Raw genomic sequence first — 26,163 nt, forward strand, 5'->3', positions numbered from 1 at the left:
ACGGCCTCAGCGCCGCGCCTGGCGGGTTTGGATGATCCTATGAGAACCGCGGAGGTGCAGCATGGCAGAAACCGTAATCGCTTCGCAGGCCCGGAGCAGCAAGAAGCCTTTTCTGACAGAGCAAAGGCGGAGCCGGATGACAGCCTATACGTTTATTTCGCCTTTTTTTATTTTGTTCGCCATTTTCGGGTTGTACCCGATATTCTTTACGATTTATTTGTCCTTCTACAAGTGGGATGCGCTCGGCCCGATGAAATACGTCGGGATGAAAAACTACGACCTGATCACGAGCGATCCGACCTTCTGGATCTCGTTCACCAATACGCTCATCATGGGCGTGATGGGCACCGTCCCGCAGCTGATTATTGCGCTTCTGCTGGCGGTGATGCTTAACTCGGCGATGACCCGGTTCAAGAAGACGTTCCGGGTTCTCTTTTTCATGCCCAACATTACGTCGATCGTTGCTGTGACGCTTGTATTCAGCACCCTGTTCGGCAACAACGGCATGATCAACTGGATGCTGAACGGCCTGGGGCTGGAGAGCGTGGCCTTTAACTCCGGCTGGTGGGGCGTCAAAATCGCCATCTCCACCATGGTCATGTGGCGCTGGACGGGCTACAACGCGATCATTTTCTTGTCCGGCCTGCAGAGCATTCCGATGGACCTGTACGAAGCCGCGCGGATCGACGGGGCGAACCGCCGCCAGCAGCTGGCTTACATTACGCTGCCGCTGCTCAAGCCGTTTATCGTCTTCGTGACGCTGATCTCGACCATCGGCGCACTCCAGCTGTTTACCGAGCCGTACGTCTATTTGGGGCAGTCCGGAACGGGATCGACCCGCCAGGAAGGGATCACGATGGTGACTTATTTGTACAGCGAAGCTTTCCGCAACGGATTTTTCGGAACGGCGGCGGCTACGGCGGTCATGCTGTTTATCATTACGATCATCTTCTCCATGATTAACATGTGGGTATCGGGACGGATGAACGGAGATACGGAAGGTGGTAAGGCATGAGTTCACTTCAAACGGCTTCTTCCCGGACGCCGGGGGATACGGGAATCATCGGCAAAACGCTCTTTTACATTTTGCTCGTGCTCGGGGCGCTGGTCTCGATCTTTCCTTTTTACTGGATGTTTGTCATTGCGACGAATGACCGCGGGGCGGTATTTCATATTCCCCCGATGCTGTCCATCGGCGGCGAGTTTCTGAACAATTTCCAGCGGGTGCTGGAGCGGACGGACTTCTTTCGCGCGCTGCTCAATTCGCTTTTTGTCTCTTCCATGGTGACCGTGTCGGTGGTGTTCTTCTGCACCCTGGCCGGATACGCCTTTGCCAAGTACGATTTTCCGCTGAAAAATGCGCTCTTTTACTTCGTGATCGCGACCCTGTTCGTGCCGACCCAGCTGAGCGTGCTGCCGACGTATATCATCATGGCGAAGCTGCACTGGATCGATACGTACAAGGCGCTGATCGTGCCGGCGATGGTGAACGCCTTCGGGATCTTCTGGATGCGGCAGTATATTTCCACGGCGGTCCACTCCGAGCTGATCGAGTCCGGACGGATCGACGGCGGCGGGCATTTCCGGATTTTCTGGAGCATAGCGGTCCCTGTCATTACGCCGGCCATGGCGACGCTTGGCATTCTCAATTTTATGAACGTCTGGAACGACTTCTTCTGGCCGCTCGTTGTGCTGAAGAACAGTGAGCACTTTACGATCCAAATCGCACTGCAGCAGCTGTTCTCTAACCGCGACGGGCTCGATTACGGCATGATCATGTCTGCGACGTTTACGGCGACGCTGCCCCTTCTGATCGTGTTCCTTCTCTTCAGCCGCTGGGTCATTGCAGGCTTGACCTCCGGGGCGATCAAGAGCTGATCCCCCTAAAATCTGCCAGACACGAAGGAATTATTTCATGCCATGAAGAATGAATAGATCTAAAGACATAGAAGCAGGAGGCAGGAGGACCCAAGTGCCATGAAGCTCCGCCGCAAAATATTACTGGCTATTATTCTTCTGGTGTTCATACCGGTCATCATCATGGGCGTGGTCACCTATTACAACTTTTCCAGCGCCATGGAGAAGAAGTCGAACAATTTCTACTGGATTTCGCTGCTGGAGACGGACCGCAAGCTCAAGTTCGCCTTGAATGAGATCAACTCCGTCTCCAATGCGGCGATTACCCAGCCGGTCATTCAGCAGTTTCTGAAAAATCCGGATGTAAGTGTGACGTACGACCGCAAGCAGGAGATCAACAATCTGCTGATCAACCACCCGATGATTACTTCGTTCAGCCTGTACTCCACCAGCCAATTGATCTATCAGTACAATGCGCCGATGTCATTCGGCGATTTGAAGCGGCAAACCTGGTATGCGTCCATGCTTGGCGCCGAAGGGCGTCCGGTATGGTCCGGGCCGGGGGAGAACGGTTCGGCGGCAGTGAGCCGTCCCGTTATGATTCATGCCCGCGTCATCAAAGACTACTACTCGCTGGAGACGATCGGCTATCTGGTCATCTATGTGAAGCCGGACATTTTGGATCAGGTATTCTGGGAAGCCGCGACGCTGAAGAACGGGGACATTCTGCTGGTGAACAAAGAGGGCAGTGTCGTATTTAACAAATCCGGAGACCGGATCGGGGAGAACATCTCTTTTCCTTTTCTGTCAGACACTTACACCAAGACGAAGGACTATTACGTAGATTCGTTTCATCATGAAAAATCACTAATTACCTTTCTGCCGTCCCACAACGAACAGTGGTATCTGGTTGCGGTGACGCCGCTGAAGCTGATTCGTTCTGAATCCGTTTCCATTCGGAATATCGCCATTATTTTAGGACTGTTTTCTTTGCTGTCGGCACTTTGGTTCGACCAATTTTTTATCCGCAGGCTGGTCCGCAGCCTGATCAGCGCCGTAAACGGCATGAAGCGGGTTAAGCAGGGCATCTTCGTACCGATCACATCCCATACGAAAAGCGATGATGAAACCGATCTGCTGATCGACGGCTTTAATCGGATGAGCTCGCAGATCCAAGAGCTGATCCAGCAGGTGGAGACGGAGCAGACCCGCAAGAAGGAAGCCGAGCTGCAGGCGCTGGTGGCCCAGATCAATCCCCACTTCATTTACAATTCGCTGGAATCGATCAACTCGATGGCGGTGCTGGCCGGGAACCGGGATATCAGCAAAATGGTTATTTCCCTCGGCAAGCTGCTGCGGATCAGCATCAGCGAGAACCAGGAGCTTATTCCGCTGTATATGGAGTTCGAGCATGTTCGCCATTACTTGAACATTCAGAAATACCGGTTCGAAGACCGGTTTGACTATGAAATCGACATTCCCGAGACGCTGCGATCATATATGACTCAGAAGCTGATCGTACAGCCGATTGTTGAAAACGCTTTGTACCACGCCATTGAGCCGATGGAGGACAAAGGATATATCCGCATCCAGGCCATTGAAGCCGGCCGGGACATCGTCATCGACGTGACGGACAACGGGCCGGGCTTTGACCCGGAGTCGCTGCTTCGCATTTGGAACAAGGAGTCCGCCGGATCGAAAAAGTATCATGACAGCGGCGTGGGCCTGAAAAACGTCCATGAACGGCTGCGGATCCGGTTCGGAGGCTATTACGGCATTCTCATATGCTCCTCTCCCGGCGGCGGATCAGTCGTCCGGATCCGGGTGCCGAAGATTATGCCATAGGACCGGGGCGTCAGGGGAGGAGAAAAACGGATGTTAAGAAGAAAACTGCGAAGCTGGGGCTGGGTGCTCCTCTATGCGGTCGTACTGACCGGCACGGTCGTCGTCGTGGCGCATGCGAACCATGAGCCGATCGAGGAGGATGCCACCGATAAGGTCACGCTGACCTTCCGGCATTTCTGGATCAGTGAGCATGACCGGCCGATGCTGAACATTTTTGAAGATGTCGTGCGCGATTTCGAGGAGGCCCATCCCAACGTCAAGGTCAACTTCGACGGGATGGATCAAACGATCCACCGGGAGCAGAAGCTCAAGAGCGAGATGGTGACCGGCACGCCTCCGGACATGTTCGTCCTGTTTGGCGGCGCCGAGATCGAACCGTACGTCAGGTCGAACCGACTGCTCGATTTGACGGAGTTCGTGAACGGCAACCACCTGGAGAACGAATTTAAAGATTTGAAGCTGTGGACCTTCGACCGCCATGTCTACGGCCTGCCGATTGAAGGCAACGCCGAGCCGCTGTATGTGAACGCCGCCTTGTTCCGCAAGCTCGGGATCGCCATTCCGGAAACGTTAAGCGAGTTAAACGAAGCGGTGGACGTGCTGCGGCAGCACGGCTATATCCCGTTTGCCCTCGGCAACGAGGAGCGCTGGCCGGCGGCTATTTTTGCCCATTATTTAATGGACCGCTACGGCAATCCGCAAATGATCGAAAACCTCGTCGAGGGAAACAGCGGCAGCGCGTTTCAAAATGCGGCTTATCTGAAGGCATTTAACCAGATCGAGGCATGGGCGGAAAAGGGGGCATTCGGCCCCCATCCCAACGATATCTCGACCGAAGAAGCGATCGATCTGTTCAGCCATGGCAAAGCGGGCATGTATTTAAACGGCAACTGGGACATTACGCTGTTTCATAACGAACGGGCGCCGGCCGATTTTCAGAACGATATCAAGGCGATTCCGTTCCCGTCCCTTGAGCCGGGCGGCTCCAAGTCGCTTGCGGGAGGCTATACGATCGGGATCGGTTTATCTTCCAATTTAAGCGAAGCGCAGAAAAAGGCGGCCCTGGAGCTGATGAAGAGCTTGTACACGACCCAAGTGCAGGAGCGGATCGTGTACGAGGGGCTGCGGATTCCGTCCATGCGCATTCCTTTTGATGCCGAGCGGACCGGGCCGGTTTTTCCGCAGGTGACCGCCTTAATGGAGCAGGATCCGCAAACCTTCGTTCCTTATGACAATATGCTGTCCCCGGAAGTGAACAAATCGTTTCTGGCGGTCATCGCAGAGATGATCCACGGGGGCATTTCGGCGGGAGACGCATTGCAGGAGCTGGACGTCTCCTCTCAGCAGTACTGGAATCTGAGGCGCAGCACGGCGGTGAAATGAAAGGAGGGATAGGAAATGGAAGGTTCAGGCCGGCATTACACAGCCATATTGGTGGATGACGAACCGATCATTCTGCGGAGTCTGAAGGCTGCCATCCCCTGGGAGGAGCTGGGCATCGAGGTGGCCGGCGAGGCGAAGAACGGGGAAGGGGCGCTCGACCTGGTCCGGGAGCATGCGCCGGACATCATCATCAGCGATATCCGCATGCCCGGCATGGATGGTATTACGCTGATGAAGGAAGTGCTTACGGGCAATCCTGGACGCATTTTCATCGTGATCAGTGGTTATGGCGAATTTGAATATGCCAGGGAGGCGCTTCGGCAGGGGGCTTTCGACTATCTGCTGAAGCCCATCGATCATGACGAATTGACAGAGATGCTGAAGCGGGCGGCTGCCCGGCTGGACGCGCAGCGGGCCGACGACAGACTTCTGCACTCGGTTCAGGTGCTGTCCGTGATGGCCCGCGAGCGGATGTATGCGGAATGGATTGAGGGCAACGACCGTCCGTGCGGACCGCTGGCGTGGCTGGAGAGCCATGAGCTGGATGAGGACTACTTTATGGCCGTTGTGCAGCTGGATCATTACCACCAGCTGAGCGAACGGTGGTCGATGGCCGAAAAGCGGCTGTGGCTGTTTGCGGTCCGCAACATTTTGGAGGAGTGGTCGCAGCAGTACGGATGCCTGGCGGTGTTTCCTTTTCACAGCGGAGAATGGATCGTGCTGTTCCCCGATGCGCTGCAGCCGCGGAAAATCACGCTTGGCCACGATCTGATCGACCGGATCCGTACGTATTCCAAGCTGAAGTGCTCGGTGGGCCTCAGCCGGACGACCCGGGGAATCCATCAGCTGAGCAGAGCCTATGACGGGGCAGCCCGGGCGCTGTACCAGCGCTTTTACTCCGAGCAGGAGGGTGTGTTTGCCGATACGGAGCATGAGGATATTGCCGGGCATCCGGATTTAAAATATCCGAAGCATCTGGAATCACAGCTGCTGGACGCCATCCGGACGCTCGATACGGGGCGCCTGAACGCATGCTGGGATGAGCTGAAGGGATATCTGGAAGAACAGGCCTATCCGAAGGAGGGAGCCGAGCGGCTGCTCATCGAGCTGACGATCGTCCTGTGCCGCCAGCTGGAGCAGGGAAATCCGCCGATGGATTGGCGCCTGGACGGCCTGATTCATGAGCTGCATGACCAGGGAAGCCTGCATGACGCGATCGCTCTGCTTAAAGAAGCATTTGCGGTGCAGCTGGCGGATCACCTGAAAAGCCAGCACCGGGAAGACGGACCAACTGTGGTTGAAAAGGCGAAGCAGTATATTTCGAACCATTATCATCAAGATCTCAGCATCGAGGAAGTTGCCGAAGTCGCCGACCTGAGCATCAGCCATTTCTGCACCTTGTTCAAGCAGGTGTCGGGCTATACGTTCCTTGAGTATTTAACGGAGTGCCGGATGGACAAAGCCAAGTACATGCTGAGCCATACGAGCGTAAAAGTGTATCAAATTGCGCCGCTGGTGGGGTATCAGGATCCGAAATATTTTACCCAGGTTTTTAAAAAGGCCACGGGCCAAACCCCGACGGAATATCGCGAATCGCATGCCGCCATTTCGGGGAAAAACTAATCCCCCAAACCGGTAAATGGTGGTAAACTGAAGTTAGCAAGCAAGCCTTTGGCGTCCTGCCGGAGGCTTGTTCCATTGAATAAGGAGTGATCACATGCTTCGAACTGTTCACAAGTACATAGGCTCGCTGTCCGCTGCGCTACTGTCCTCGGCACTGGTGCTGAGCGCGGCGGGAGCGGCACCCGCTTCTTCACCGCAAGCGGCGGCGAAAGAGCCCTACCGGATCGTCGCCTTCGGCGATTCGCTAACCGTCGGCTATGAGCCCGGCAAGGGAGAGAAGGACGTTCCTTACGGTTTTGTGGACCGCCTGCAGGAGCAGGGGCTGCTTCACGGCCGGACGGAAACGCTGAACGTGGGGATTGCCGGGCTGAAGAGCCTAGGGCTCCAAAACTTTGTGGAAGCCGTCGCAGCCGGACAGCCGATCGGTGCCGAGGCGATTCAGCCGAACCTGCCGGATCCCCGGACCGCCCAGATCGGCGCAGCGGCTCCACAGACCCAAGCGGCCGTGAAGGCCGCGGACGCCATTACGATCACGATCGGCGGCAACGACATGTCCCAGCTGCTTGAGACCGGGAGCCAAATGACGGACCAGCAGCTGTCCGACCGCGTACAGGAGCTGTTCAAGCTGTACTCGGACAGCATGAAGGTCGTGCTGGACGACCTGCACGGCTTGAATCCGGACGCGCTGATCGTGGTCGCCGACCAGTACCAGCCGATGCCGGAAATCGCCGACAAGGCGCTGTATCCGAAGCTGGGGCAGGCAGCCCAGGCTTTTACGGACGTCATTGACAAGATGGCGGCCACCTATCAGTCGCAGGGCGTCAATGTCAAGGTGGCCCATGTGGCCAAGGAGTTCGTCGGCGGCGAGGGCACGATGACGCATATCATCGCGGATCGGGACATCCACCCGAACCAGATGGGGTATGAGGCGATGGCCAAAGTCTTCTCCGAAGTGATCTGGGGCGGCTACACCAAGCTGGCTGTTCACGAGGCGGGCGCGCCGATGGGTATCATCGTCGGCGGCAAGGAGCTGAACACGCCTTACAAGCCGGTCATCAAGAACGGCGCGAATTTCGTGGCCATCCAGGACATCGTGAACGCGGTCGGCGCCACTTCCAAGTGGGACGGCAAAACGTCCAGCGCGACGATCAGTTACGCGGGCAACACGGTCGTCATCACGATCGGCGCCAGCTCCGTGAAGGTGAACGGCCAACCGGTCGCTGTTGGCGCACCGGCGTTCCTGAACAAGGTCGGCAAGGAATCGAAGACGTACGTACCGCTGGCAGCGCTGGCGCAAGGCCTCGGCTTCGACGTTCAGTACGTGGCGAAGCTGAGAACGGCATTTATCAATCCATAATAAGCACGAGAAGGGCTTCCCCGAATGGGGGAGCCCTTGTTTATTGCGGAGGTTTCGAAGCTGTAATGCTTGAGGGTGGGTGCTCCGAAGCCTTCTTGCAACGTGAGCATCAGCTTCGAAGTTGTAATGCTTGAGGGCGAGTGCTCCATGACGTAACATCTGGTGGAGTGCGCTCCGAAGCCATCTTGCAAGCCCGCTGCGCGTCCGGCTCATGCTTCCGACCGCTGTTGCTCGCGAATTTCCGGGAATGGACGATGAGGAAGAAATTCGCTCACAAAGGCGGCCGCTGCCGCTTCTCCAGCATGAATCCGGCCGCTCCGCTGGATTCGGGGAAGGGGGAGCTATGCCTGCTGCGCTTAGGCAACTAATAAGGGCAGGGAGAGCATCGCTCGGAAGTTGTTAAGGCCGCTGCGCTCCCGAGCACAGACCTCTGGTGGGAGTTCTCCGATGCCCACATCTCTGGTGGTATCGCTCCGAAGTCTTCTTGTAAGCCCGCTGCGCGTCCGGCTCATGCTTCCGACCGCTGTTGCTCGCGAATTTCTGGGAATGGACGATGAGGAAGAAATTCGCTCACAAAGGCGGCCGCTGCCGCTTCTCCAGCATGAATCCGGCCGCTCCGCTGGAATCGGGGAAGGGGGAGCATGCCTGCTGCGCTAAGGCAACTAATTAGGGCAGGGAGAGCATCGGCTCCGAAGCCTGTAAGGGCGTAGCCGACTGGTGCCCAACTCCTCTGATTACAGCCCTTTTGATAGCCCCGCTCTGAACCCTGCTCCTGCTGCCGCAACCCGGCAGGCAAAGGCAACTACAGCATCAGCTATCACATCTGCTACCCCTTCGTAATCTCAAAACCCGCTTCTGCTCTCTTCTAATGCACACCGATCTGCGCATAGGCCTTTAACCTCGCCCAACCGATTCACCGGCCGACCAGCTTCTGGCCCACGCCCATGCGACGGTGCTCCGCTTCCACGATCAAACCGCTGATTTCGGGCGAACGGCGGAGACCCCAGCAGGAGCCTTCCTTACCCGATCGTCAGCACAACCTTGCCCTGGCCGTGCCCGCTGGCCAGCTCGCGGTGCGCCGCGGCGGCCTCTTCCAACGGGAAGGTCCTACGGACGCGGACATTCAGCTTGCCCGCGGCGCAGAGCTCCGCCAGCTCGGCCAGCCGCGCAGCCGAGCGCTGGTTGCGGATCATGCGGACGCCGAGCTCCGCTGCAAGCTCGCCGTCCACGATCGTGCCGATGCGCTCCCTGTCCGGGACGAGGTCCACGGATACGCGGAGCGCATCCCTCCCGGCGGCGTCGAGGGCCGCATCGACGCCGCCAGGAGCAAGGGCACGCACCCGCTCGCCCAGGCCGGGGCCGTAGGCGACGGGGATCGCCCCCAGGGCGCGCAGGTAGTCGTGGTTCCGCTCGCTGGCGGTCCCGATAACCGTGGCGCCCAGAGCGCGGGCAAGCTGGACAGCCATGGTGCCGACCCCGCCGGCGGCGCCATGGATCAGGACGGTATCGCCCTCCCCGACGCGAAGCTCCTGCAGGGCGGTGTGGGCGGTCTGTCCCGAAGCTGCGAGCGCCCCGGCTTCTGCCCAAGGGATGCCCGACGGCTTACGTACGATTTGGCTGGCGGGAACGACGACGTATTCGGCGTAGCTGGCCAGCAGAGCCCAGCCGATCACGTCATCGCCGGCCGCGAAGTCCGTTACGTGGTCTCCGGCCTGCTCGATCGTTCCGGCGAAGTCATTGCCGAGAATTTGCGGAAACCGGATGCTTAGACCAGGCGGGACCCATCCCGTTTCCCGGACGGCCAGGTCGAACGGTTGAACGCCGGCCGCTTTGATGCGAACCCTGACCTCATCAGGGCCGGGTAAGGGGAGGGGCACTTCCGCCGTATGCAGTACGTCCGGCGGACCGAACGCGCGGATCACCGCCGCTTTCATGGTCTGTTGTTCTGTCATGCTATCGATCATCCTTTCGGTCATTGAATATAGTGATATCCAGAGCTTTTATTTCATGCCTCCTGAGGTGAGCTTGAGCAGCCTCTCTCGCCTTCGGCCTGTATTTATTCTATAATCGATCCTAAATAATAAAAAATATATATAATGCTATTTATTAATAACCTTTGGTATATAAGGAGGGGTTTCGATGGAGCTGCTGCAGCTTCAATATTTTCGCAAAGTTGCCGAACTTGAGCACATGACCCGTGCGGCAGAGGAACTGCGCATTGCTCAGCCTGCCCTCAGCAAGACGATTTCACGGCTGGAAGAGGACCTGGGCGTGCCGCTGTTTGACCGGAAGGGGCGGCAGATCCGGTTGAACGCCTTTGGCCGGGCCTATCTGCGGAGGGTAGAGACCGCGCTGAACGCCCTGGAAGACGGGAGAAGGGAACTCGAAGATCTGGCTGGAGCGGAGAAGGGCAGGGTTAACCTCGCGACGACCACGCATAAATGCTTCTCCGACCGGATCGGAGATTTTCTAGGGATGCATCCGGAGATTCGGCTGCAAATTTCACAGGCGGGAGAGCAGGAAAAGCGGGATAAGCTTGTAAGCGGGGAGCTGGACCTGTGTATCACGTTCCCACCGATCGAGCAGCCGGGCATCGAGGGAATTTCCTTTTTGACGGAAGAAATTTTGCTGGCGGTGCCTTCGTCACACCGGTTTGCAGGCCGCAGCAGCATCCGGTTAAGCGAGGCGGCGGGGGAGGCTTTTATTTGCATCCAGAGCAGCAATCCATTTCGGAAAATGACGGATCAGTTTTGCAGGCAGGCCGGGTTCGAGCCGGATATTGTGTGCGAGGTGGATGAGCATTCGGCCGTTGGCCATTTTATCCGGGCGGGGGTAGGCATCGCTTTTATCCCTGAGACGCTGGTAGATCGGATCGGATTTTCGTTTCATGTGCTGCGGATCGAGGAACCGGTCTGTCGGCGTACTTATCAAATCGCATGGCAAAAGGAGCGCTATTTATCCCAAGCTGCGCGCGAATTTCGGGACTTCCTGGTCCAGAGCTTTTAAAAGCGTGCCGCTTCGTTATTACCAATCAAAAAAAACGCCCAAGGAACGGCTTCTGCCGTATCACCTTGGACGGATATTCTCCTATGGGCTAACCGGAGGGTTCCGGGCAGCCCATTTTTATGGCTATTTTATCTCCGGTCAAAATAGTTGATCCCCATAGCCTCCCGCACCTCGCCCATCGTTTGGCGCGCGGCCTCGCGGGCTTTGGTGGTACCTGCCATTAGAATGTCGTCGATGTCGCCGGGACGCTGTTCATACCGGGCGCGGCGTTCGCGGATCGGCTCCAGCACCTCTTCGATCGCCCCGGTGATTTTAGCTTTGCAGGCGGCGCAGCCGAGCGTGCCCCGGGTGCACATGTCATGAATATTGCCGCTGTCCTCGGGGCGAAAAATCCGGTGATACCCGTAAATCGTACAGACCTCCGGATGGCCGGGATCGGTTTTGTGCACGCGCTCCGGATCGGTTGGGGCCTTGCGAATCCGGCTGCGGACCTCATCCGTGGTGGAATCGAGGGAGATGGCGTTGCCGAGGCTTTTGCTCATTTTGCTTGAACCGTCGAGCCCGTCCAGCCGTTCACCTACGATGATTTGCGGCTCAACCAGGACGGGGGCGTACAGCTCGTTAAAGCGCCGGACGATTTTGCGCGTCTGCTCGATATGGGGGATCTGGTCATCGCCGGCGGGAACCAGGGTGGCTTTACAGAAGGTGATGTCCGCCGCCTGGCTGACCGGGTAGCCGAGGAAACCGTAATACAGATCCTCGTATCCGCGCTCGGCCGCTTCGCTCTTGATCGTCGGGTTGTGGCGCAGCGAGCTGACCGACACGAACATCGAATAAAACACCGTCAGCTCGGCGATCTCGGGGATCATCGACTGCACGAACAACGTCGCACGATCAGGATCAATGCCTACCGACAAATAGTCCAGCGCCACCTGGCGCACGCTGCCCGCCAGCATTTCCGGCGTATGAAAATGGGTGGTTAGCGCCTGCACATCCGCCAGCATGATATAGGTTTCGTACTGCTGCTGAAGCTGCACCCGATTCTTCAGGCTGCCGACGTAATGGCCGAGATGCAGCTTGCCGGTCGTCCGGTCTCCGGTGAGGACAATGTCCTTGGGTTGTGAGTTTGTTGAAATTGTCATGGTTATTCCTCCTGAATTGAAATTGTTTTGTATACGGAACTTCATTAGCGAGCATGTCTAGTAACCCGGTCTTCCCGGGACGCCACCACCAGCCGTCATCCATGGCCATCACCTCCTTCAATCATGCAGTTTTCAGTTTTGCTTTAGTTGATCGGGCAGAAGGGCGTACGTTCTTATATCAACGCCAAAAAAGCCCCGCCCTTAGGATCTCCATGCTGAAAAATTTCCAGATGGAGATCTATCCAAGGACGGGGCTCTAGCCCGCGGTGCCACCTTGATTGGCCGCCATCCTCTAGGGATGCAGCCCTGCTCAACAGGTACGGATTCCGGCGCTAAACGAAAAGAAAATTGTGTATGCCTTCCTCGATACCCTGCCCCGGTTAACGGTGGGGACCTGCCGCCCACCCTACTGTCCGCTTCTTTGGGGAAGCGTTCCTGTTCAGATGGGGCACTCCGAAGCCCACTTCCGCGCGCGCCGCCACCGGCTTGCACCACCCGCCGGCTCTCTGTAAGGCCGCAATTCGCGCGTACTCCTCTTCATCATCGTGAAAATGGATTTGCACTATTGTAGCTCATTTTTTCGAGGAAGGAAAGAGGGCATCTGCCGCTATTCCGTTGTCATCCCGTTGCTATTCCACCGCCGGGGCACGCCAATAACACTTCCATAAAATTTTACTGGCAACCCGCCGAAAATAAATTACACTAGGACTAATCGCCCATGGGCCTGTCTGCCGGGCCATATCTTACAATCGCGAATGATTGTCGTAGAAACGCACATACTTCCCCATTTTTATTGTTGGTATATTGAAAGAAAGCCGGAGGTGTTATGACTGATGAAGCGGGGGATCCGCAATCCGCTGGCGAGAATGAACGTCAGGCAGCAGATGATCCTGCTGTTTCTGGTTCTTGTCATTCCCGTGTTTATTCTGAACGGGTACGGCAACAACAGGGCGGGCCAGATTTTAAAACGCCATGTAACCAATGCTTATATAGAGCTGAACAAGCAGAATTTCAAACTGATCAGCCGCGATATTGAAACCGTTAACAAGGTGACGGCGACGGTGTTTCAGAATCCGGTGGTCCAGCAGCTGGATACGACGGGGAAGGACACGGTGCTGCAGCGGGTGAAAACCTACGAGAAGCTGGAGCGCATGCTGAGCTCATACTCGCAGGAGAGCGATGAGCGGCAGCCGCTGTACTATTCGCTGTACGTGTACGATCCCGGCAACCATTACTTTTTTGCCCCTTATTATCCGGAGTCCAAAAAGTCCGGGGTCTATTTCTTTTCGAACGAGGCCGAGAAGCCGGAATGGTTTGACGAAGCGGTAGCCCGTAAAGGGAACGGCTATTTGCGGCTCACCGATCATTTATCCCCGCCGGCGAAGGGGCAGTATGACCAGAAAACGCTCGGCTATGTCCGCGCGATCAACAACATTGATCAGGGCGGTACGATCGGCGTTCTGATGGTAACGAACGTGGACGCGCGGATCGGCGAATCGCTGAAGACCGTGTCGCTGCCGGAAGGCGAGCTGTATTTTACCGATTGGAACAATCACATTCTGACCTCCACCCAGCCGGATGCCGAGGGCGTGCTCAGCCTTCCTCCGGAAGTGGAGCCGGGAAATTCACCTATGGGCGTCAAGGACGTCATTACGAAGGATTTTATCTATGTCGTGGATTATAACTACGTGCTCCAGCAGAAGCTGGTGTACAAAGTGCCGGTCAAAGCGCTCCTGCAGCAGCAGGACGAAATGAAGCATGTCATCCAGATCATCTCTGTCGCGTATTTCGCCGCCGGTCTGATCATCATTTTATATTTCTGGCGGTCCTTGATGACCCCGCTGCAGAAGCTGGTCACCTTCGTCCGGCGTTATGAGCCGGGGAATGCCGTGCCCGAAACGCCGCACCGGAAACGCAACGACGAGGTCAGCGTGCTGATCTCCACGATTTACGAAATGGCCCGGCGTCTGAACGATCTGATTCATTACAAATACGACATGGATTTAAAGCAAAAGGAAGCGCAGCTGTCGCTGTTGTACCAGCAGATCAACCCTCATTTGCTGTACAACACGCTGGAGAGCATCTATTGGAAAAGCAAGATGGAAGGCAACCACGTATCGGCCGAGATGATCAAGGACCTGTCCAAGCTGATGAAAATCAGCCTGAGCCGCGGGAGGGAGCTGATTACGCTCGGAGAGGAGTTGGAGCATGCGACCGCTTATATCAAGCTGCAGCAGAACCGCTATGACTATGCGTTCCAGGTGGACATCAACCTCCCGGAATCGCTGCACCCGTTGAGCATTCCGAAAATTACGCTGCAGCCTTTGATCGAAAACGGAATCATTCATGGCATTAAAAATATGGGCGAGGACGGCGAAATCCGCATCGAAGCAGAGGCGTCCGGGGGCATCCTGCGCATCCGCATCTCCGATAACGGCTACAAACCGGTGGACATCGAAGCCATCAACCGGAACTTGAACAGTGAAACAAATGATCCTTCGACCGGTTACGGGGTCCGGAACATTCATCAGCGGATTCAGCTTCACTACGGCAAGGAGTACGGCCTTGTCTACAGCGTCCGCCCGGGCGGGGGCACGCTGGTCACGATCACGCTTCCCGCCGAAAAGGCAGGCGGTTCATGACAAACAAGGTATAAACAAGCTACATACAAGGGGGAGCATCCATGTTCAATATTTTGGTCGTCGACGACGAGCCGCTCATCTGTAAGGGATTAGCCGGGCTGCTTAGCGCATCGGGCCTCGACATCGGTCAAGTCTACACGGCGGGCAGCGGCCATGAGGCGCTTGATATCGTCCGGATGGAGGAGGTCGACCTGCTCGTCACCGACATTCAGATGGGCGAGATGAACGGAATCGAGCTGATGCACCAGGCGAAAATCATCAAGCCGTGGGTGCAGACGATTATTATTTCAGCGCATGAAACGTTCCAGTACGCGCAAAGCGCGATCCGGCTCGGAGCCAAGGACTATTTGCTGAAGCCGCTGAACAGCGAGCAGTTTCTGGACTCCGTCGGCAGCGTGCTGCTCAAGATGGATAAACGGATACCGCAGGTGAATGAGCTTTTGACAGCCACACAAGAAGATTTTCGCATGGAGGAGCCCGAGCCCCGAGAGAACGAGCTTCTGAACCGGCTGCTGTCGGAAGAAGCGGGCCATGAATCAGGGAATCTTGAGACGGGCGGTGAATATGGCGAGCTTGGGCTGAAGGGTCCGTATTTTGCCGTTATGAAAATGAGGCTGGACCTTTCCTCCGGCAGCTCGTCCTATACCGACAGGGATCGGCGGCTTCTCCGGTATGCCTCGCTCAATATTGTGAAGGAGCTGCTCGATCAGGAATGGGATGCGCTTCTGTTTTACTCGCCGGATGACGACATCCATGCGATTATCCAGTGGAGCGAGGCGGCAAATGCCGAAACCGGCGAGAACAAGCTCAGCCAGCTCGAAATGGCCGGCCGCAGCGTGTACCATCATATCCGCAAATATTTGAAGCTGGATTGTACAGTCGCCATCAGCCAGATCCTGAAGGGCATTCCTTTTCTTTCCGTACTCGGCCGCCAGGCCGATAAAGCGATGCTGTGGAGCCGGCACTACCCGGACTACCACGTTTTTTATTACGGGGACTTCAATTGGCATAACTACGCTGAAGATCCGTCCGCAGAAGAGCTGTCGACGCAGAGCAACCGGATTGTTGAGAGCACGAGGCGCTATATCGAAGAGAACTACAGCCAGAAGGGGCTGACCATTCATGAGGTGGCGAAGAAGAACCATGTCAGTCCGAACTATTTGAGCTACCTGTTTAAGAAAATCACCGGGCATAACCTGTGGGAGTACGTTATCAAGCTGCGGATGGAGGAGAGCCGCCACCTGCTTCAGAACACGGACCTGCGCCGCTATGAAATCGCCGAGCGGGTGGGGTACGAGTCGCCGGAGCATTTCAGCAAAATATTCAAAAAGTATTTCGGCATGAGCCCGAGCGAGATGAAGAAGTAAGAACAGCCATCATTTCCATAGAACTAGACATGTGCGCGGGCAGCCCGCTTTTCTACAATGATCCTTAAGAAACATTAGAGGAAAGAGGGAGACAGATGGGGGAACCCGCTACAGCTATGTTAAAGCCGGAAGCGAAGAGCGAGCCGGCGGGCAGACGAACGAGCAGGTGGAAAAAGCATCTTTGGGGATACCTGTTCATCCTGCCGGCCATTGTCATTTTCATTTTGTTTTTGTGGGTGCCGATTATCAAAGGAGCGGTGTACAGCTTCTTTACGATTGATTTCGTCAAAGGCAACACCTTTGTCGGTTTCGATAATTACGCCAGGGTGCTGCACGACCCCGATGTGTGGACAGCCGTTAAAAATACGCTGTATTACATGTTTTTAACGGTCATCATCGGCTTCTGGGTGCCGATTGTGGCGTCGATTGCGATTTCGGAGCTGCGGTTTTTTCAGGGCTTTGCCCGGATTGCCGCTTACCTGCCGTTTGTCGTGCCGGGCGTGGTGCTGTACGGCATGTGGCGGTGGATGTATGACCCGGTCGGTCCGATCAATGGGCTGCTCAGCAGCTTCGGTGTGGAACCAGTGTCCTTTATATCCGACGGGCGATGGTCCATGATCTCGATCGTGTTCATGGAGACGTGGCAGCAGTTCGGATCCGCGATGCTGATCTATTTGGCCGGCGTGCTCAGCATTCCGAGAGACTGGTATGAAGCCGCCGAGATCGACGGGGCCGGCGTATGGAACCGGATCCGCTACATTACGATCCCTTCTATACGGAATCTGATCGTGCTGATGTTTATCCTGCAAATCATCGGGACGTCCCAAGCCTACCAGTCCCAGCTCGCGCTGCTGGACGGGGGACCGAACAACACGACGCTGACTTATGCGCTGCTTATCGTGAAGTACGCGTTCAACCAGCTGGATTACGGCTCGGCGACGGCACTGGGCATGCTGATGTTTATCGTACTCAGCCTGCTCGGACTGCTTCAATTCAAGATGAACAAGGAGGATTACTAGATGAGCCAGCATGACAGAGGAATCCTTTCTTCTTCCGATTTGAGGAAGCCGCTGAACAAAGTGGTGTACGGCATCATGGTGCTTGGCATCGCAGTGATGGTCGTCACGATGCTGTACCCGATTCTGATGACGATGTTTAACGGTCTGAAGACGAACCAGGAAGTGAACTCGTTCCCGCCGCATTTCTTTCCGCAAACGTGGAATTGGGACAATTTCTCGGAAGGCTGGGATTATATCAACCTGCCGATGTTTTTGAAGAACACGATCTTGATCTTCGTCGGCAATCTGCTGATGACTGTGCTGGTGCTGGGCCTGGCCTCGTTCAGCATCTCGAAGCTGAATGTGCCGTTCCGCAGGGGAATTTACTTTTTCATCCTGATGACCTTGTTTATCCCGGCGTCGAGCTATATCATTCCGAACTTCGTTAATTTGAAGGAGCTGGGCCTGCTCAATACGTACTGGGCGTTCTGGCTGCCGGCTGGAGCCAGCGCCTACTATTTTCTGCTGATGAAAAATTTCTTCGATGGCATTCATCCGGAGATCTTCGAAGCGGCCCGCATCGACGGAGCGTCCGAGCTCACAAGCTACGTCCGGATTGCCGTTCCTTTGTCCGTGCCGATCTTCGCCACACTGGCCATCTTTATCTTTTCCACGGCATGGAACGACTGGTTCTGGCCGTCGCTCGTGATGCACAGTGAGGAGAAGTATACACTGGCCACGGCGATCTACAAATACGTCATCAACGCACGGAGCATGGACAACAACATCAAATTCACGATTTTGTTCATGGTCATGATCCCGCCGATCTTCGTATTCCTTGTGTTCCAGAGGTTCATTATGCGGAGCGTCAGTTTGTCGGCGGTCAAAGGATGACCGGCCAACATCGTAGGCATGCACATGAAGGGCATACGATTACACATCGATTGATGAACCATCCTCTCTTATGATGAGAGGGTAAACCATACCATTTGACGAAAAGGGGAGTTTCAATGCGTAAGTTTTCCATGGTGCTGATGTGCCTCCTGCTGTCGGCCTCGGTGCTTGCGGCTTGCAGCGGCGGCAGCAAAACGGTCGGCGGCGACAATCAGGGCAGCGGGTCCGATGGATCCGGATCCGGGGGAACGACGGCGACGACGGATGCGGGGAAATCGGAGGACGATATTACCCAGAAGAAAATCACGATCAAAATCCACTATCCGCTTCCGGACCAAAAAGATCTGCGGGCTCAGGAAGACGACAAGATCAAACGGTTCACCGAGAAGTACCCGAACGTGACGATCGTGAAGGACGACTGGCAGTACAGCGTCAACGAAATCGGCATCAAAATGGCTTCGAACGAAGCCCCGACATTCTACAACACGTTTGCGACCGAAGCGCAGATGCTGGTGGAACGCGGCTGGGTCGCGGACATTTCGGACCTGTACAACAAGTGGGAATACAAGGACGAAATGAATCCGCTGCTGCAAAACCAGTTCATGGTGGACGGCAAGGTCTACGGCGTTACCCAGAACGGGTATATCACGTCGACCATGATCAACAAAGCGCTGCTTGACGCCAAGCAGGTTCCGGTGCCGCCCTTGGACTGGACGTGGGACGATATGTACAACACGGCCAAAGGCGCGGCTGATGTGAAGAAGGGCATCTCCGGCATTGCGCCGATGGGGAAAGGCAATGAAGCCGGATGGAACTGGACAAACTTCCTGTTCGAAGCGGGCGGGGAAATTCAGAAGGTGGAGAACGGGAAGTATACGGCGGCGTTCAATTCGGATGCTGGCGTGAAGGCGCTCGATTTCTATAAAAAACTGAGATGGGAAGCCAACGCCATTCCGAAGGATTGGGCTCTCGGCTGGAGCGATGCCCTGAACGCGTTCCAGCAGGGACGGACGGCGATGGTCATCGCAGGCGCGTATGACGTCATTGACGCCGCGCTCAACCAGGGCGGGCTGAAGCCGGAGAACGTGCTGGCCTATCCGATGCCGGCGGCTGAGAAAGGCGGCAAGCATTACGGTATTCTCGGCGGCAACTATCTCGTCATTAATCCGAACGCCACCAAGGATGAGCAGGAAATGGCGTTCCGCTACATCACGTTCGACTACTTTACGGATAAAGGGCTGGAAGCGCTCGAAGGCAATATTCAGGAGCGTAAGTCCAACAATAAATATTTCGTGCCGGCGCCGCTGAACTACTTCAAGGACGATTCGGAGTACGGTAAAAAGGTGGCCGCGATTTACGACAAGTACGACAACGTGTACAAATACGATCCGAACCTGTTCGGACTGCTGGACGGCAAGCCTGAAGCCCAGTACGGCACCCAAGATTACTATGGCGCGATGTCCAACGTCGTACAGGAGCTGTTCTCGAAGAAAGACACGGATTCCAAGAAGCAGCTGGACGACGCTGCCAAACTGGTGCAAACCAAGTTTTTCGATGAGATCAAGCCTCAGCAGTAGGGAGGCGGACGGCCGGAATTGTGGCCAGATGTTAGCTTAGAGGTACTATCATAAATACAAAAAGACCCTGCCCCCGGCTGAACAGCCGCAGGCAGGGTCTTTCGTTATGATTGGCGTGAATTCCAGCCATTCCCGGATACTCTTTTACTTGCTGATCTCCTTGAAGGAGGCTTCTGCCGCTTCCAGCGTCGCGTCGATGTCCGCTTCGGTATGGGCCGTGGTCAGGAACCAGGCCTCGTATTTGGACGGCGCGAGATTGATATTGCGGTTTAGCATGGCGCGGAAGAAGGCGGCGAAAGCTTCGCCGTCCGTATCCTGCGCTTCGTCGTAGTTGGTCACCGGATGGTCGCAGAAATGCGTAGACAGCGAGCCGCGGATGCGGTTGATCGTCAGCGGCACGTCGTACCGGCCGGCCGATGCCTGGAGTCCGTCCGCGAGCTTCGCAGCGAGCCGGTCCATCTCTTCATAGACGCCTTCGCCTTGAAGCACTTCAAGGCAGGCGATGCCCGCCGAGATGGAGGCCGGGTTGCCCGCCATTGTGCCGGCCTGGTAGGCCGGGCCGAGCGGCGCGACCTGCTCCATCACTTCCTTGGAGCCGCCGTAGGCTCCGATCGGCAGCCCGCCGCCGATGATTTTGCCGAGGGCGGTCAGATCCGGCCGGATCGCGTCATGGTTCTGCAGGCCCGCAAAGGTCTGCGTGCTGCCGTAGTGGAAGCGGAAGGCGGTGATCACCTCGTCATAGATGACGAGGGAGCCATTGTCACGAGCCATACGGCAGAGGCCCTCCAGGAAGCCCTCCTTCGGCATAACCATGCCGAAGTTGCCGACGATCGGCTCGACCATGACGGCCGCCACGTCGTCGCCCCATTTGGCCAGCGCCGCCTGAAGGGCGTCGAGGTCATTATAAGGCACGGTAATGACCTCGTGCGCAATGCTCGTCGGGATGCCGGCGCTGTCCGGAATGCCGAGCGTGGAAGGGCCCGAGCCGGCCGCCACGAGCACGAGGTCCGAATGGCCGTGATAGCATCCGGCGAACTTGATGATCTTGTTGCGCTTCGTGTAGGCACGCGCGACGCGGATCGTCGTCATGACGGCCTCGGTGCCGGAGTTGACGAAGCGGACCTTGTCCATCGACGGGATCGCTTCCTTCAGCATCCGGGCGAGCTGGATTTCAAGCTGTGTCGGCGTTCCGTACAAGGTGCCGTTCTGAGCGGCACGCGTGATGGCTTCCGTGATATGCGGGTGGGCGTGCCCGGTAATGATCGGGCCGTAAGCGGCGAGGTAGTCGATATAACGGTTGTCGTCCTCATCCCAGAAGTAGGCTCCGTTCGCCCGTTTCATAAAGACGGGCGCCCCGCCGCCAACCGCTTTAAACGAGCGGGAGGGGCTGTTGACGCCGCCGACGATGTGCTGCAGTGCTTCCTGATATAATTGTTCGGAACGTGTTCGATTCATGACGGATAACTTCCTTTCTTAAATAAAAAGCAGGCGGGCAGCCTAGTTGCTGCTGCCCGTACTGCCGTTCTCCCCGGTCTCCCCGGAGGTTGTTGAATTGGTATTGGTTGGGTTGCCTGTTTTGCCTTCGCTGGATACCGGCACCGTCTCCGGCTTGTTCATAATATCCTGGATATACTGCTTCAGCTTGCTTTCGCTGGAAACGGTCAGGACGGAAGCACTGCCGATCTTTTCCTCTTTCAGCAGCTTCATCGGCGGAATTTGCTCGCTGCCGGCCATTTGACTCTGGTAACCGACTGTCGCCAGTTTCCACATGTCATTGACGGACAGGTTCGTATCTATATATGGGCTGACCTGCTCCAAAATGTTCGGCAGCTTCATGATGGACGTCGTGGACTGCATTTTTTGGGCGACCGCCTTCAGGAAGGCCCGTTGCCGCTCCGTCCGCGTGAAGTCCGATGTTGCGTCATGACGGAAACGGACGTACTGCAGAGCCGTTGTGCCGTCGAGATGCTGCTGGCCCTTTTTCAGGTCGATATCGTATTCATGGTTGTCTGCGTTGCTCGGATAATACATATCCTTCTCCACGTAAAAATCTACGCCGCCGACGGCGTCCACCAGCTTGATGAATCCTTGAAAGTCCGTATAGACATAATACTGGATAGGAATCCCAAGCAGATCGCCGACCGCCTTCATTGCCGTATTCGGACCATGGGTAATCGCTGTATTGATGCGGTCTTGGCCGTGTTCGGGAATGTCGGTGTACGTATCGCGGAGGATCGAAAAGACATTGATGCGCTTCTTGACGGGATCCAGGGAGGCGACCATCATGCTGTCAGACCTGGGAACTTCACCTTCCTTGATGCCGCGGGCGTCCACGCCCATCAGCAGGATGTTGACCGGTTCGGTGCCTTCCCATTTGGGAGGATCGGGAACTTTGACTTCGACGGGGGTAACCGATTTAAAAGGAGAGTTTTCGGCGGACTTCTGCAATCCCTGCAGGCCATTATAAATCGATGCGAAATAATAGACCGCATAACCGATGATGGCTAATACGATAATGGCTATAATCCATATTATTGTTTTTTTCCTTGGAGTCATTCCTTTTCTTCCTTTCGCTATCCTGTTGAAGGAGAGTGCTTGTCTTCGACATGTTCAGACATTTGTAGAGTAAGGATTCATTTATTATAATTTTTTTTGACAATACAATCAATTTTACATTCTGGAAAGCATTTCACCAAGATAAAATGAACGAAAGTGTTCAATTTATATAGATGCAGTGCTTGGCCTCTGAAAGGAGAAAGTGATACATATGACACAATTTGCAGTTGGAGACATCGTTCCCGATTTTACCCTTCCAGCTTCTACAGGGGAGGAGATCACCCTCAGCAGCTTTAGGGGACGCAAGGTGGTGCTGTATTTTTACCCGAAGGACAATACGCCCGCGTGCACGCAGGAAGCCTGCGATTTCCGCGACGCACTTCCTCAGATTGAAGCGAAAGGCGCGGTCGTGCTTGCGATCAGCCCGGACGAGCTTAAATCCCATGGCAAATTTGCCGAGAAATATAGTCTGCCGTTTCCTTTGCTGTCCGACAAGGACCATCATGTGAGTGAATTGTACGGCGTATGGCAGCTGAAGAAAATGTACGGGCGCGAGTTCTGGGGCGTCGTCCGTTCGACGTTCCTGATCGATGAAGAGGGAAGACTCATCAAGGAATGGCGGAAGCTTCGGGTGGCGGGCCATGCCGGCGACGTCGTGTCAGTCCTTTAATTTTATGTAGCTCGCCGTACAAATATTAAAACGCATGATCATAACTATAGGAAGTAAAGCATTGAATAGGAGCTGGGCTGCCCGGAATGGTTCGGGGGCCCAGTTTTGGTCTGCAGCCGCTCCGGGTACCGCTCTTCTAATGAAAGCGATTCCGGTAAATTTCGGGGATATTTTTGAAAATGGATTGCAAAAATATATGTAAATTTATTCTTATGTTTTTATTGACACGTAAACATGTTGGTTTTAAAATAATTCGTATGCGAAATATTAAGAGATGGAAATAGAAACAGGGTGAAGAATGATTTTGGGTCCTCAAGAAGAAATTCTCGAGCTGTTGTACTCTTTTCGCCAGGTCAATCTCACGTTTTACCAAATCTTCTGGAAGCATGCCGATGCTCTTGAGACCACCTGGATTCAATATCTTGTCCTGCACACGCTCCGCGAGCATCCGGACATCGGACTCTCCGAGCTGGCAGATTTAATTCTTATGGGGAACAGCGCCACCAGCGGGGTTGTCAACCGGCTCGTCAAGGCCGGGCTCGTTGAACGCAGACGGCTCCAGACGGACCGGCGGTCGATCGCGCTGCGGATAACTGAGAAGGGAGATGAACTTAGACAGCAGACCGAGCAAGTCAGCATGGGCTGCCTGCTGCCTCTTTTACAGATCAAACAGGAGGACAGAAGCCATTTACTAGCGACACACCAGCAAATTATTCAGATTTTCAGCCAAAAGGGAGAGAGAGAAAGTAATTATGAATAGCAGTCAAGCTCAATCTATGGAGCATATCCGGAAAGGGCCGATCATTGCCGCACTGCTCCTCGGCGCATTCGTGGCATTTTTGAATCAGACCTTGATGAATATCGCCCTGCCCAAAATTATGGACGATTTGGGCATTCAGCCGACGACAGGCCAATGGCTTACGACCGGCTTCATGCTGGTTAACGGCGTATTGATTCCGGTATCGGCCTTTTTGATCGCGCGGTTTACAACCCGCCAGCTGTTTATTTCGGCGATGACGATGTTTTCGCTGGGGACGCTGATATGCGCGATATCACCCAATTTTGGGATACTTATGACCGGACGCGTCATTCAGGCGGCTGGCGCAGGCATTCTGATGCCGCTGATGACCGTCGTGTTCCTGAACATTTTCCCGATCGAAAAACGGGGCTCTGCGATGGGCATGATGGGGATCGCCATGATCCTGGCTCCGGCTATCGGACCGACGTTGTCGGGGTACATCGTTGAACATCACTCCTGGCGGGTTCTGTTCTACATCATCCTGCCGGTAGCGATCATCTCCACATTAATCGGCGTATTTTTCTTGAAGAACGTAACGAGCGTGACCAAACCGAAATTCGACTTCCTGTCGGTGGTTCTGTCGACCATCGGCTTCGGCGGCCTGCTCTATGGCTTCAGTGACGCGGGTACCGACGGATGGGGAAGCGCGACCGTTATCGCCACGCTGATTGTCGGCGCGGTAGGTCTGATCCTCTTTGTATGGCGCCAGCTCGTATCCAAGATTCCGATGCTGGAGTTCCGGATTTTTAAATACAATATGTTTACGCTGACGACGATCATTAACGTCATTATCACGATGGCGATGTACGCGGGCATGATCCTGATGCCGATCTTCCTGCAGAACATCCGCGGCTTCACGCCGCTCGAATCGGGCCTCATGATGCTGCCCGGCGCGATTCTGATGGGGATCATGTCTCCTATTACCGGCGCGGTCTTTGATAAAATCGGGGCAAGATGGCTGGCCGTCGTCGGCTTGATCATCACGGTGATCATGACCTATGAATTCAGCCGTTTGACGGTTGAAACATCGTACACTCATCTGATCGTCATTTATACGATTCGGATGTTCGGTATGTCGATGCTGATGATGCCGATCCAGACCGCAGGTCTCAACCAGCTGCCGCGGAACATGAACGCCCATGGTACGGCGATGTCCAACACGCTGCGTACGATTTCGGGCTCGATCGGTACGGCGATCCTGGTGACGGTCATGACGAATAAGACGAAGAGTCATGTCAAGGACGTTCTTGCCGGGGGTACGGTCAATCCGGCCGACAAAGCCGCTATGGCAAAGCTGACCGCCGATTCGATGGTTCACGGCATTAACTATGCGTTCATCGTGGCCACTTGGCTGAGTGTTGCCGCGCTGGCTCTCGCTTTCTTCATCAAGAGAACGAAGCCGCACACCGAGCTCAAGAACGAGCTTCAAGGACAAAGCGTCAGCACCGCAAACGCGGAGGGTTAATGAGCTTATATTTTTAGGATGTAAAAGAAAAGACGCGCACTGCATTTCATGCAGCGTGCGTCTTTTTTATTTGTGGCAACGAGGCAGGGGAAGCGCCACTGGACGGAGCTCATCGCTTCCTCGCCGCGGACGTTCACTGCCCGGCATGTCAGCTGACATGCAGTTTGGACAGCAGCGAGCGCATTTTTTTGCGGTAACGGTAGAGCAGAAACCCGACAACAGCGATAATGACAGCGCCGACGATCCAGAAGGAGTACTTTTCCACCAGGTGAAAAGCGAACTTCCACTGCGGCCCAAATATTTTGCCGATGCTGATAAACAGGATGACCCAGAGCAGTGCGCCGCTGTACGCGAACAACGCGAATTTGCGGAAGGGCAGGGCGATCATGCCGGCGAAGTAGCCGGTAAAATGGCGGACGCCGGGGATGAAATATCCGATAAAGACCAGGCTTTGTCCGTATTTGTTAAACCAGCGGCTGGCCCGTTCCAGTTTATGCTCGGAGAGCAGGAACCATTTGCCGTAGCGCTGGAGAAAAGGAAGGCCTGCCTTGAGGCCGATAAAGTATGTAATGGTCATCCCCAGGGTCGTTCCGGCAAACGCAACGATCAGCAGCCACCCGTAATGAAGCATGCCGTCGTAAGACAGGAAGCCCGCATAGGCCATCGTCGTCTCACCTGGGAAGGGGAGAGCGATAAATTCCAACGCCAGTCCGAGAAACAGCACGAGGTAGCCGTACTGCTCGAACATCAAATGTATCCATTTTAACAATTCCAAAAGGTTTTCACTCCAATTCAGGTCGGGCCCCAAAGATCACACAACCGGACTCCAACGAGTTACAACGGACTCCGATGGAATGCCATCCGGAAGCAAGGATGATTAAGCTCTTGAAAGATTCGGCTTTCCTTAAGTCTATTTCCGCTTCTCTCACCATATAATCTACCAGAAAGCAGAACTCATAGAAATAGTGGAGGTAGAAGGTAC

21 protein-coding genes and 1 other annotated feature are annotated in these 26,163 nt (G+C 55.3%); of the genes, 16 read left to right on the forward strand and 5 right to left on the reverse strand.

Translation table 11 applies throughout. The features are described 5' to 3' along the window. The first annotated feature begins 61 nt into the window (after positions 1-61). The 7 genes from C7820_RS31095 (at position 62) to C7820_RS31130 (ending at position 8,722) form a co-directional block, all read left to right on the forward strand. Positions 62-1,015 (forward strand): carbohydrate ABC transporter permease, encoded by a 954-nt coding sequence (locus C7820_RS31095; RefSeq protein ID WP_116234332.1) that lies wholly within the window; start codon positions 62-64, stop codon positions 1,013-1,015. Further along, a complete protein-coding gene (locus C7820_RS31100; RefSeq protein WP_076175792.1) occupies positions 1,012-1,878 on the forward strand; it encodes a carbohydrate ABC transporter permease in 867 nt (288 codons plus the stop codon). The genes C7820_RS31095 and C7820_RS31100 overlap by 4 nt, the downstream gene beginning before the upstream one ends. Positions 1,879-1,977: 99 nt before the next feature. Next, complete coding sequence (locus tag C7820_RS31105; RefSeq protein ID WP_116234333.1) at positions 1,978-3,702, forward strand: sensor histidine kinase; 1,725 nt, start codon at positions 1,978-1,980, stop codon at positions 3,700-3,702. A gap of 30 nt (positions 3,703-3,732) precedes the next feature. After that, positions 3,733-5,085: an ABC transporter substrate-binding protein gene (locus C7820_RS31110; protein ID WP_116234334.1), complete on the forward strand. Its 1,353-nt coding sequence runs from the start codon at positions 3,733-3,735 to the stop codon at positions 5,083-5,085. Positions 5,086-5,100: 15 nt separating this feature from the next. Then, the gene (locus tag C7820_RS31115) at positions 5,101-6,708 is read left to right on the forward strand and encodes a response regulator transcription factor (protein WP_116234335.1); all 1,608 of its coding nucleotides are present in this window, start codon (positions 5,101-5,103) and stop codon (positions 6,706-6,708) included. 94 nt (positions 6,709-6,802) lie between these two features. Continuing rightward, positions 6,803-8,065, forward strand: a complete 1,263-nt coding sequence (locus C7820_RS31120) for an SGNH/GDSL hydrolase family protein (protein WP_116234336.1) — start codon at positions 6,803-6,805, stop codon at positions 8,063-8,065. 447 nt (positions 8,066-8,512) lie between these two features. After that, on the forward strand, positions 8,513-8,722 hold the full coding sequence (locus C7820_RS31130; protein WP_116234338.1) for a hypothetical protein: 210 nt from the start codon (positions 8,513-8,515) through the stop codon (positions 8,720-8,722). Positions 8,723-9,084: 362 nt separating this feature from the next. Here C7820_RS31130 and C7820_RS31135 read toward each other — a convergent pair whose 3' ends face one another. Then, entirely contained in the window at positions 9,085-9,999 is a 915-nt protein-coding gene (locus tag C7820_RS31135) for an NADP-dependent oxidoreductase (protein WP_116234361.1), read from the reverse strand. A 205-nt stretch (positions 10,000-10,204) separates the two neighbouring features. Here C7820_RS31135 and C7820_RS31140 point away from each other — a divergent pair, with 205 nt between their 5' ends. Next, positions 10,205-11,071, forward strand: coding sequence for a LysR family transcriptional regulator (locus C7820_RS31140; protein ID WP_116234339.1), 867 nt, complete (start codon positions 10,205-10,207; stop codon positions 11,069-11,071). A gap of 128 nt (positions 11,072-11,199) precedes the next feature. Here C7820_RS31140 and trpS read toward each other — a convergent pair whose 3' ends face one another. Further along, positions 11,200-12,213, reverse strand: a complete 1,014-nt coding sequence (gene trpS, locus C7820_RS31145; protein WP_116234340.1) for a tryptophan--tRNA ligase — start codon at positions 12,211-12,213, stop codon at positions 11,200-11,202. Between the two features lie 241 nt (positions 12,214-12,454). Next, positions 12,455-12,766, reverse strand: a binding site (T-box leader). A gap of 280 nt (positions 12,767-13,046) precedes the next feature. On the opposite strand from trpS, the gene C7820_RS31150 reads away from it, so the two are divergent. From C7820_RS31150 to C7820_RS31170, 5 genes are all read left to right on the forward strand, one after another. After that, entirely contained in the window at positions 13,047-14,855 is a 1,809-nt protein-coding gene (locus C7820_RS31150; protein ID WP_116234341.1) for a sensor histidine kinase, read from the forward strand. Positions 14,856-14,896: 41 nt separating this feature from the next. Continuing rightward, a complete protein-coding gene (locus C7820_RS31155; protein ID WP_116234342.1) occupies positions 14,897-16,222 on the forward strand; it encodes a response regulator transcription factor in 1,326 nt (441 codons plus the stop codon). Between the two features lie 116 nt (positions 16,223-16,338). Further along, the gene (locus C7820_RS31160) at positions 16,339-17,241 is read left to right on the forward strand and encodes a carbohydrate ABC transporter permease (protein ID WP_240913475.1); all 903 of its coding nucleotides are present in this window, start codon (positions 16,339-16,341) and stop codon (positions 17,239-17,241) included. Next, positions 17,242-18,114: a carbohydrate ABC transporter permease gene (locus C7820_RS31165; protein WP_094600071.1), complete on the forward strand. Its 873-nt coding sequence runs from the start codon at positions 17,242-17,244 to the stop codon at positions 18,112-18,114. It begins immediately after the preceding gene. A 116-nt stretch (positions 18,115-18,230) separates the two neighbouring features. Then, a complete protein-coding gene (locus tag C7820_RS31170; protein ID WP_116234343.1) occupies positions 18,231-19,691 on the forward strand; it encodes an ABC transporter substrate-binding protein in 1,461 nt (486 codons plus the stop codon). Between the two features lie 144 nt (positions 19,692-19,835). On the opposite strand, the gene C7820_RS31175 is transcribed toward C7820_RS31170, so the two are convergent. Beyond that, positions 19,836-21,146, reverse strand: coding sequence for a glutamate-1-semialdehyde 2,1-aminomutase (locus C7820_RS31175; RefSeq protein ID WP_116234344.1), 1,311 nt, complete (start codon positions 21,144-21,146; stop codon positions 19,836-19,838). Positions 21,147-21,188: 42 nt separating this feature from the next. After that, positions 21,189-22,247 (reverse strand): LCP family protein, encoded by a 1,059-nt coding sequence (locus C7820_RS31180; RefSeq protein ID WP_116234345.1) that lies wholly within the window; start codon positions 22,245-22,247, stop codon positions 21,189-21,191. Positions 22,248-22,458: 211 nt separating this feature from the next. On the opposite strand from C7820_RS31180, the gene bcp reads away from it, so the two are divergent. From bcp to C7820_RS31195, 3 genes are all read left to right on the forward strand, one after another. Next, complete coding sequence (gene bcp / locus C7820_RS31185) at positions 22,459-22,917, forward strand: thioredoxin-dependent thiol peroxidase (protein ID WP_116234346.1); 459 nt, start codon at positions 22,459-22,461, stop codon at positions 22,915-22,917. A 304-nt stretch (positions 22,918-23,221) separates the two neighbouring features. After that, positions 23,222-23,677, forward strand: a complete 456-nt coding sequence (locus tag C7820_RS31190; RefSeq protein ID WP_181909255.1) for a MarR family winged helix-turn-helix transcriptional regulator — start codon at positions 23,222-23,224, stop codon at positions 23,675-23,677. Next, positions 23,670-25,181, forward strand: a complete 1,512-nt coding sequence (locus C7820_RS31195) for a DHA2 family efflux MFS transporter permease subunit (protein WP_116234348.1) — start codon at positions 23,670-23,672, stop codon at positions 25,179-25,181. The genes C7820_RS31190 and C7820_RS31195 overlap by 8 nt, the downstream gene beginning before the upstream one ends. A 148-nt stretch (positions 25,182-25,329) precedes the next feature. Here the strand turns inward: C7820_RS31195 and C7820_RS31200 are convergent, their stop codons facing one another. Beyond that, a complete protein-coding gene (locus C7820_RS31200; RefSeq protein WP_116234349.1) occupies positions 25,330-25,956 on the reverse strand; it encodes a DedA family protein in 627 nt (208 codons plus the stop codon). Positions 25,957-26,163: the final 207 nt, after the last annotated feature.

The organism is Paenibacillus sp. VMFN-D1 (genome assembly GCF_003386155.1).
Lineage (GTDB): Bacteria > Bacillota > Bacilli > Paenibacillales > Paenibacillaceae > Paenibacillus_AQ > Paenibacillus_AQ favisporus.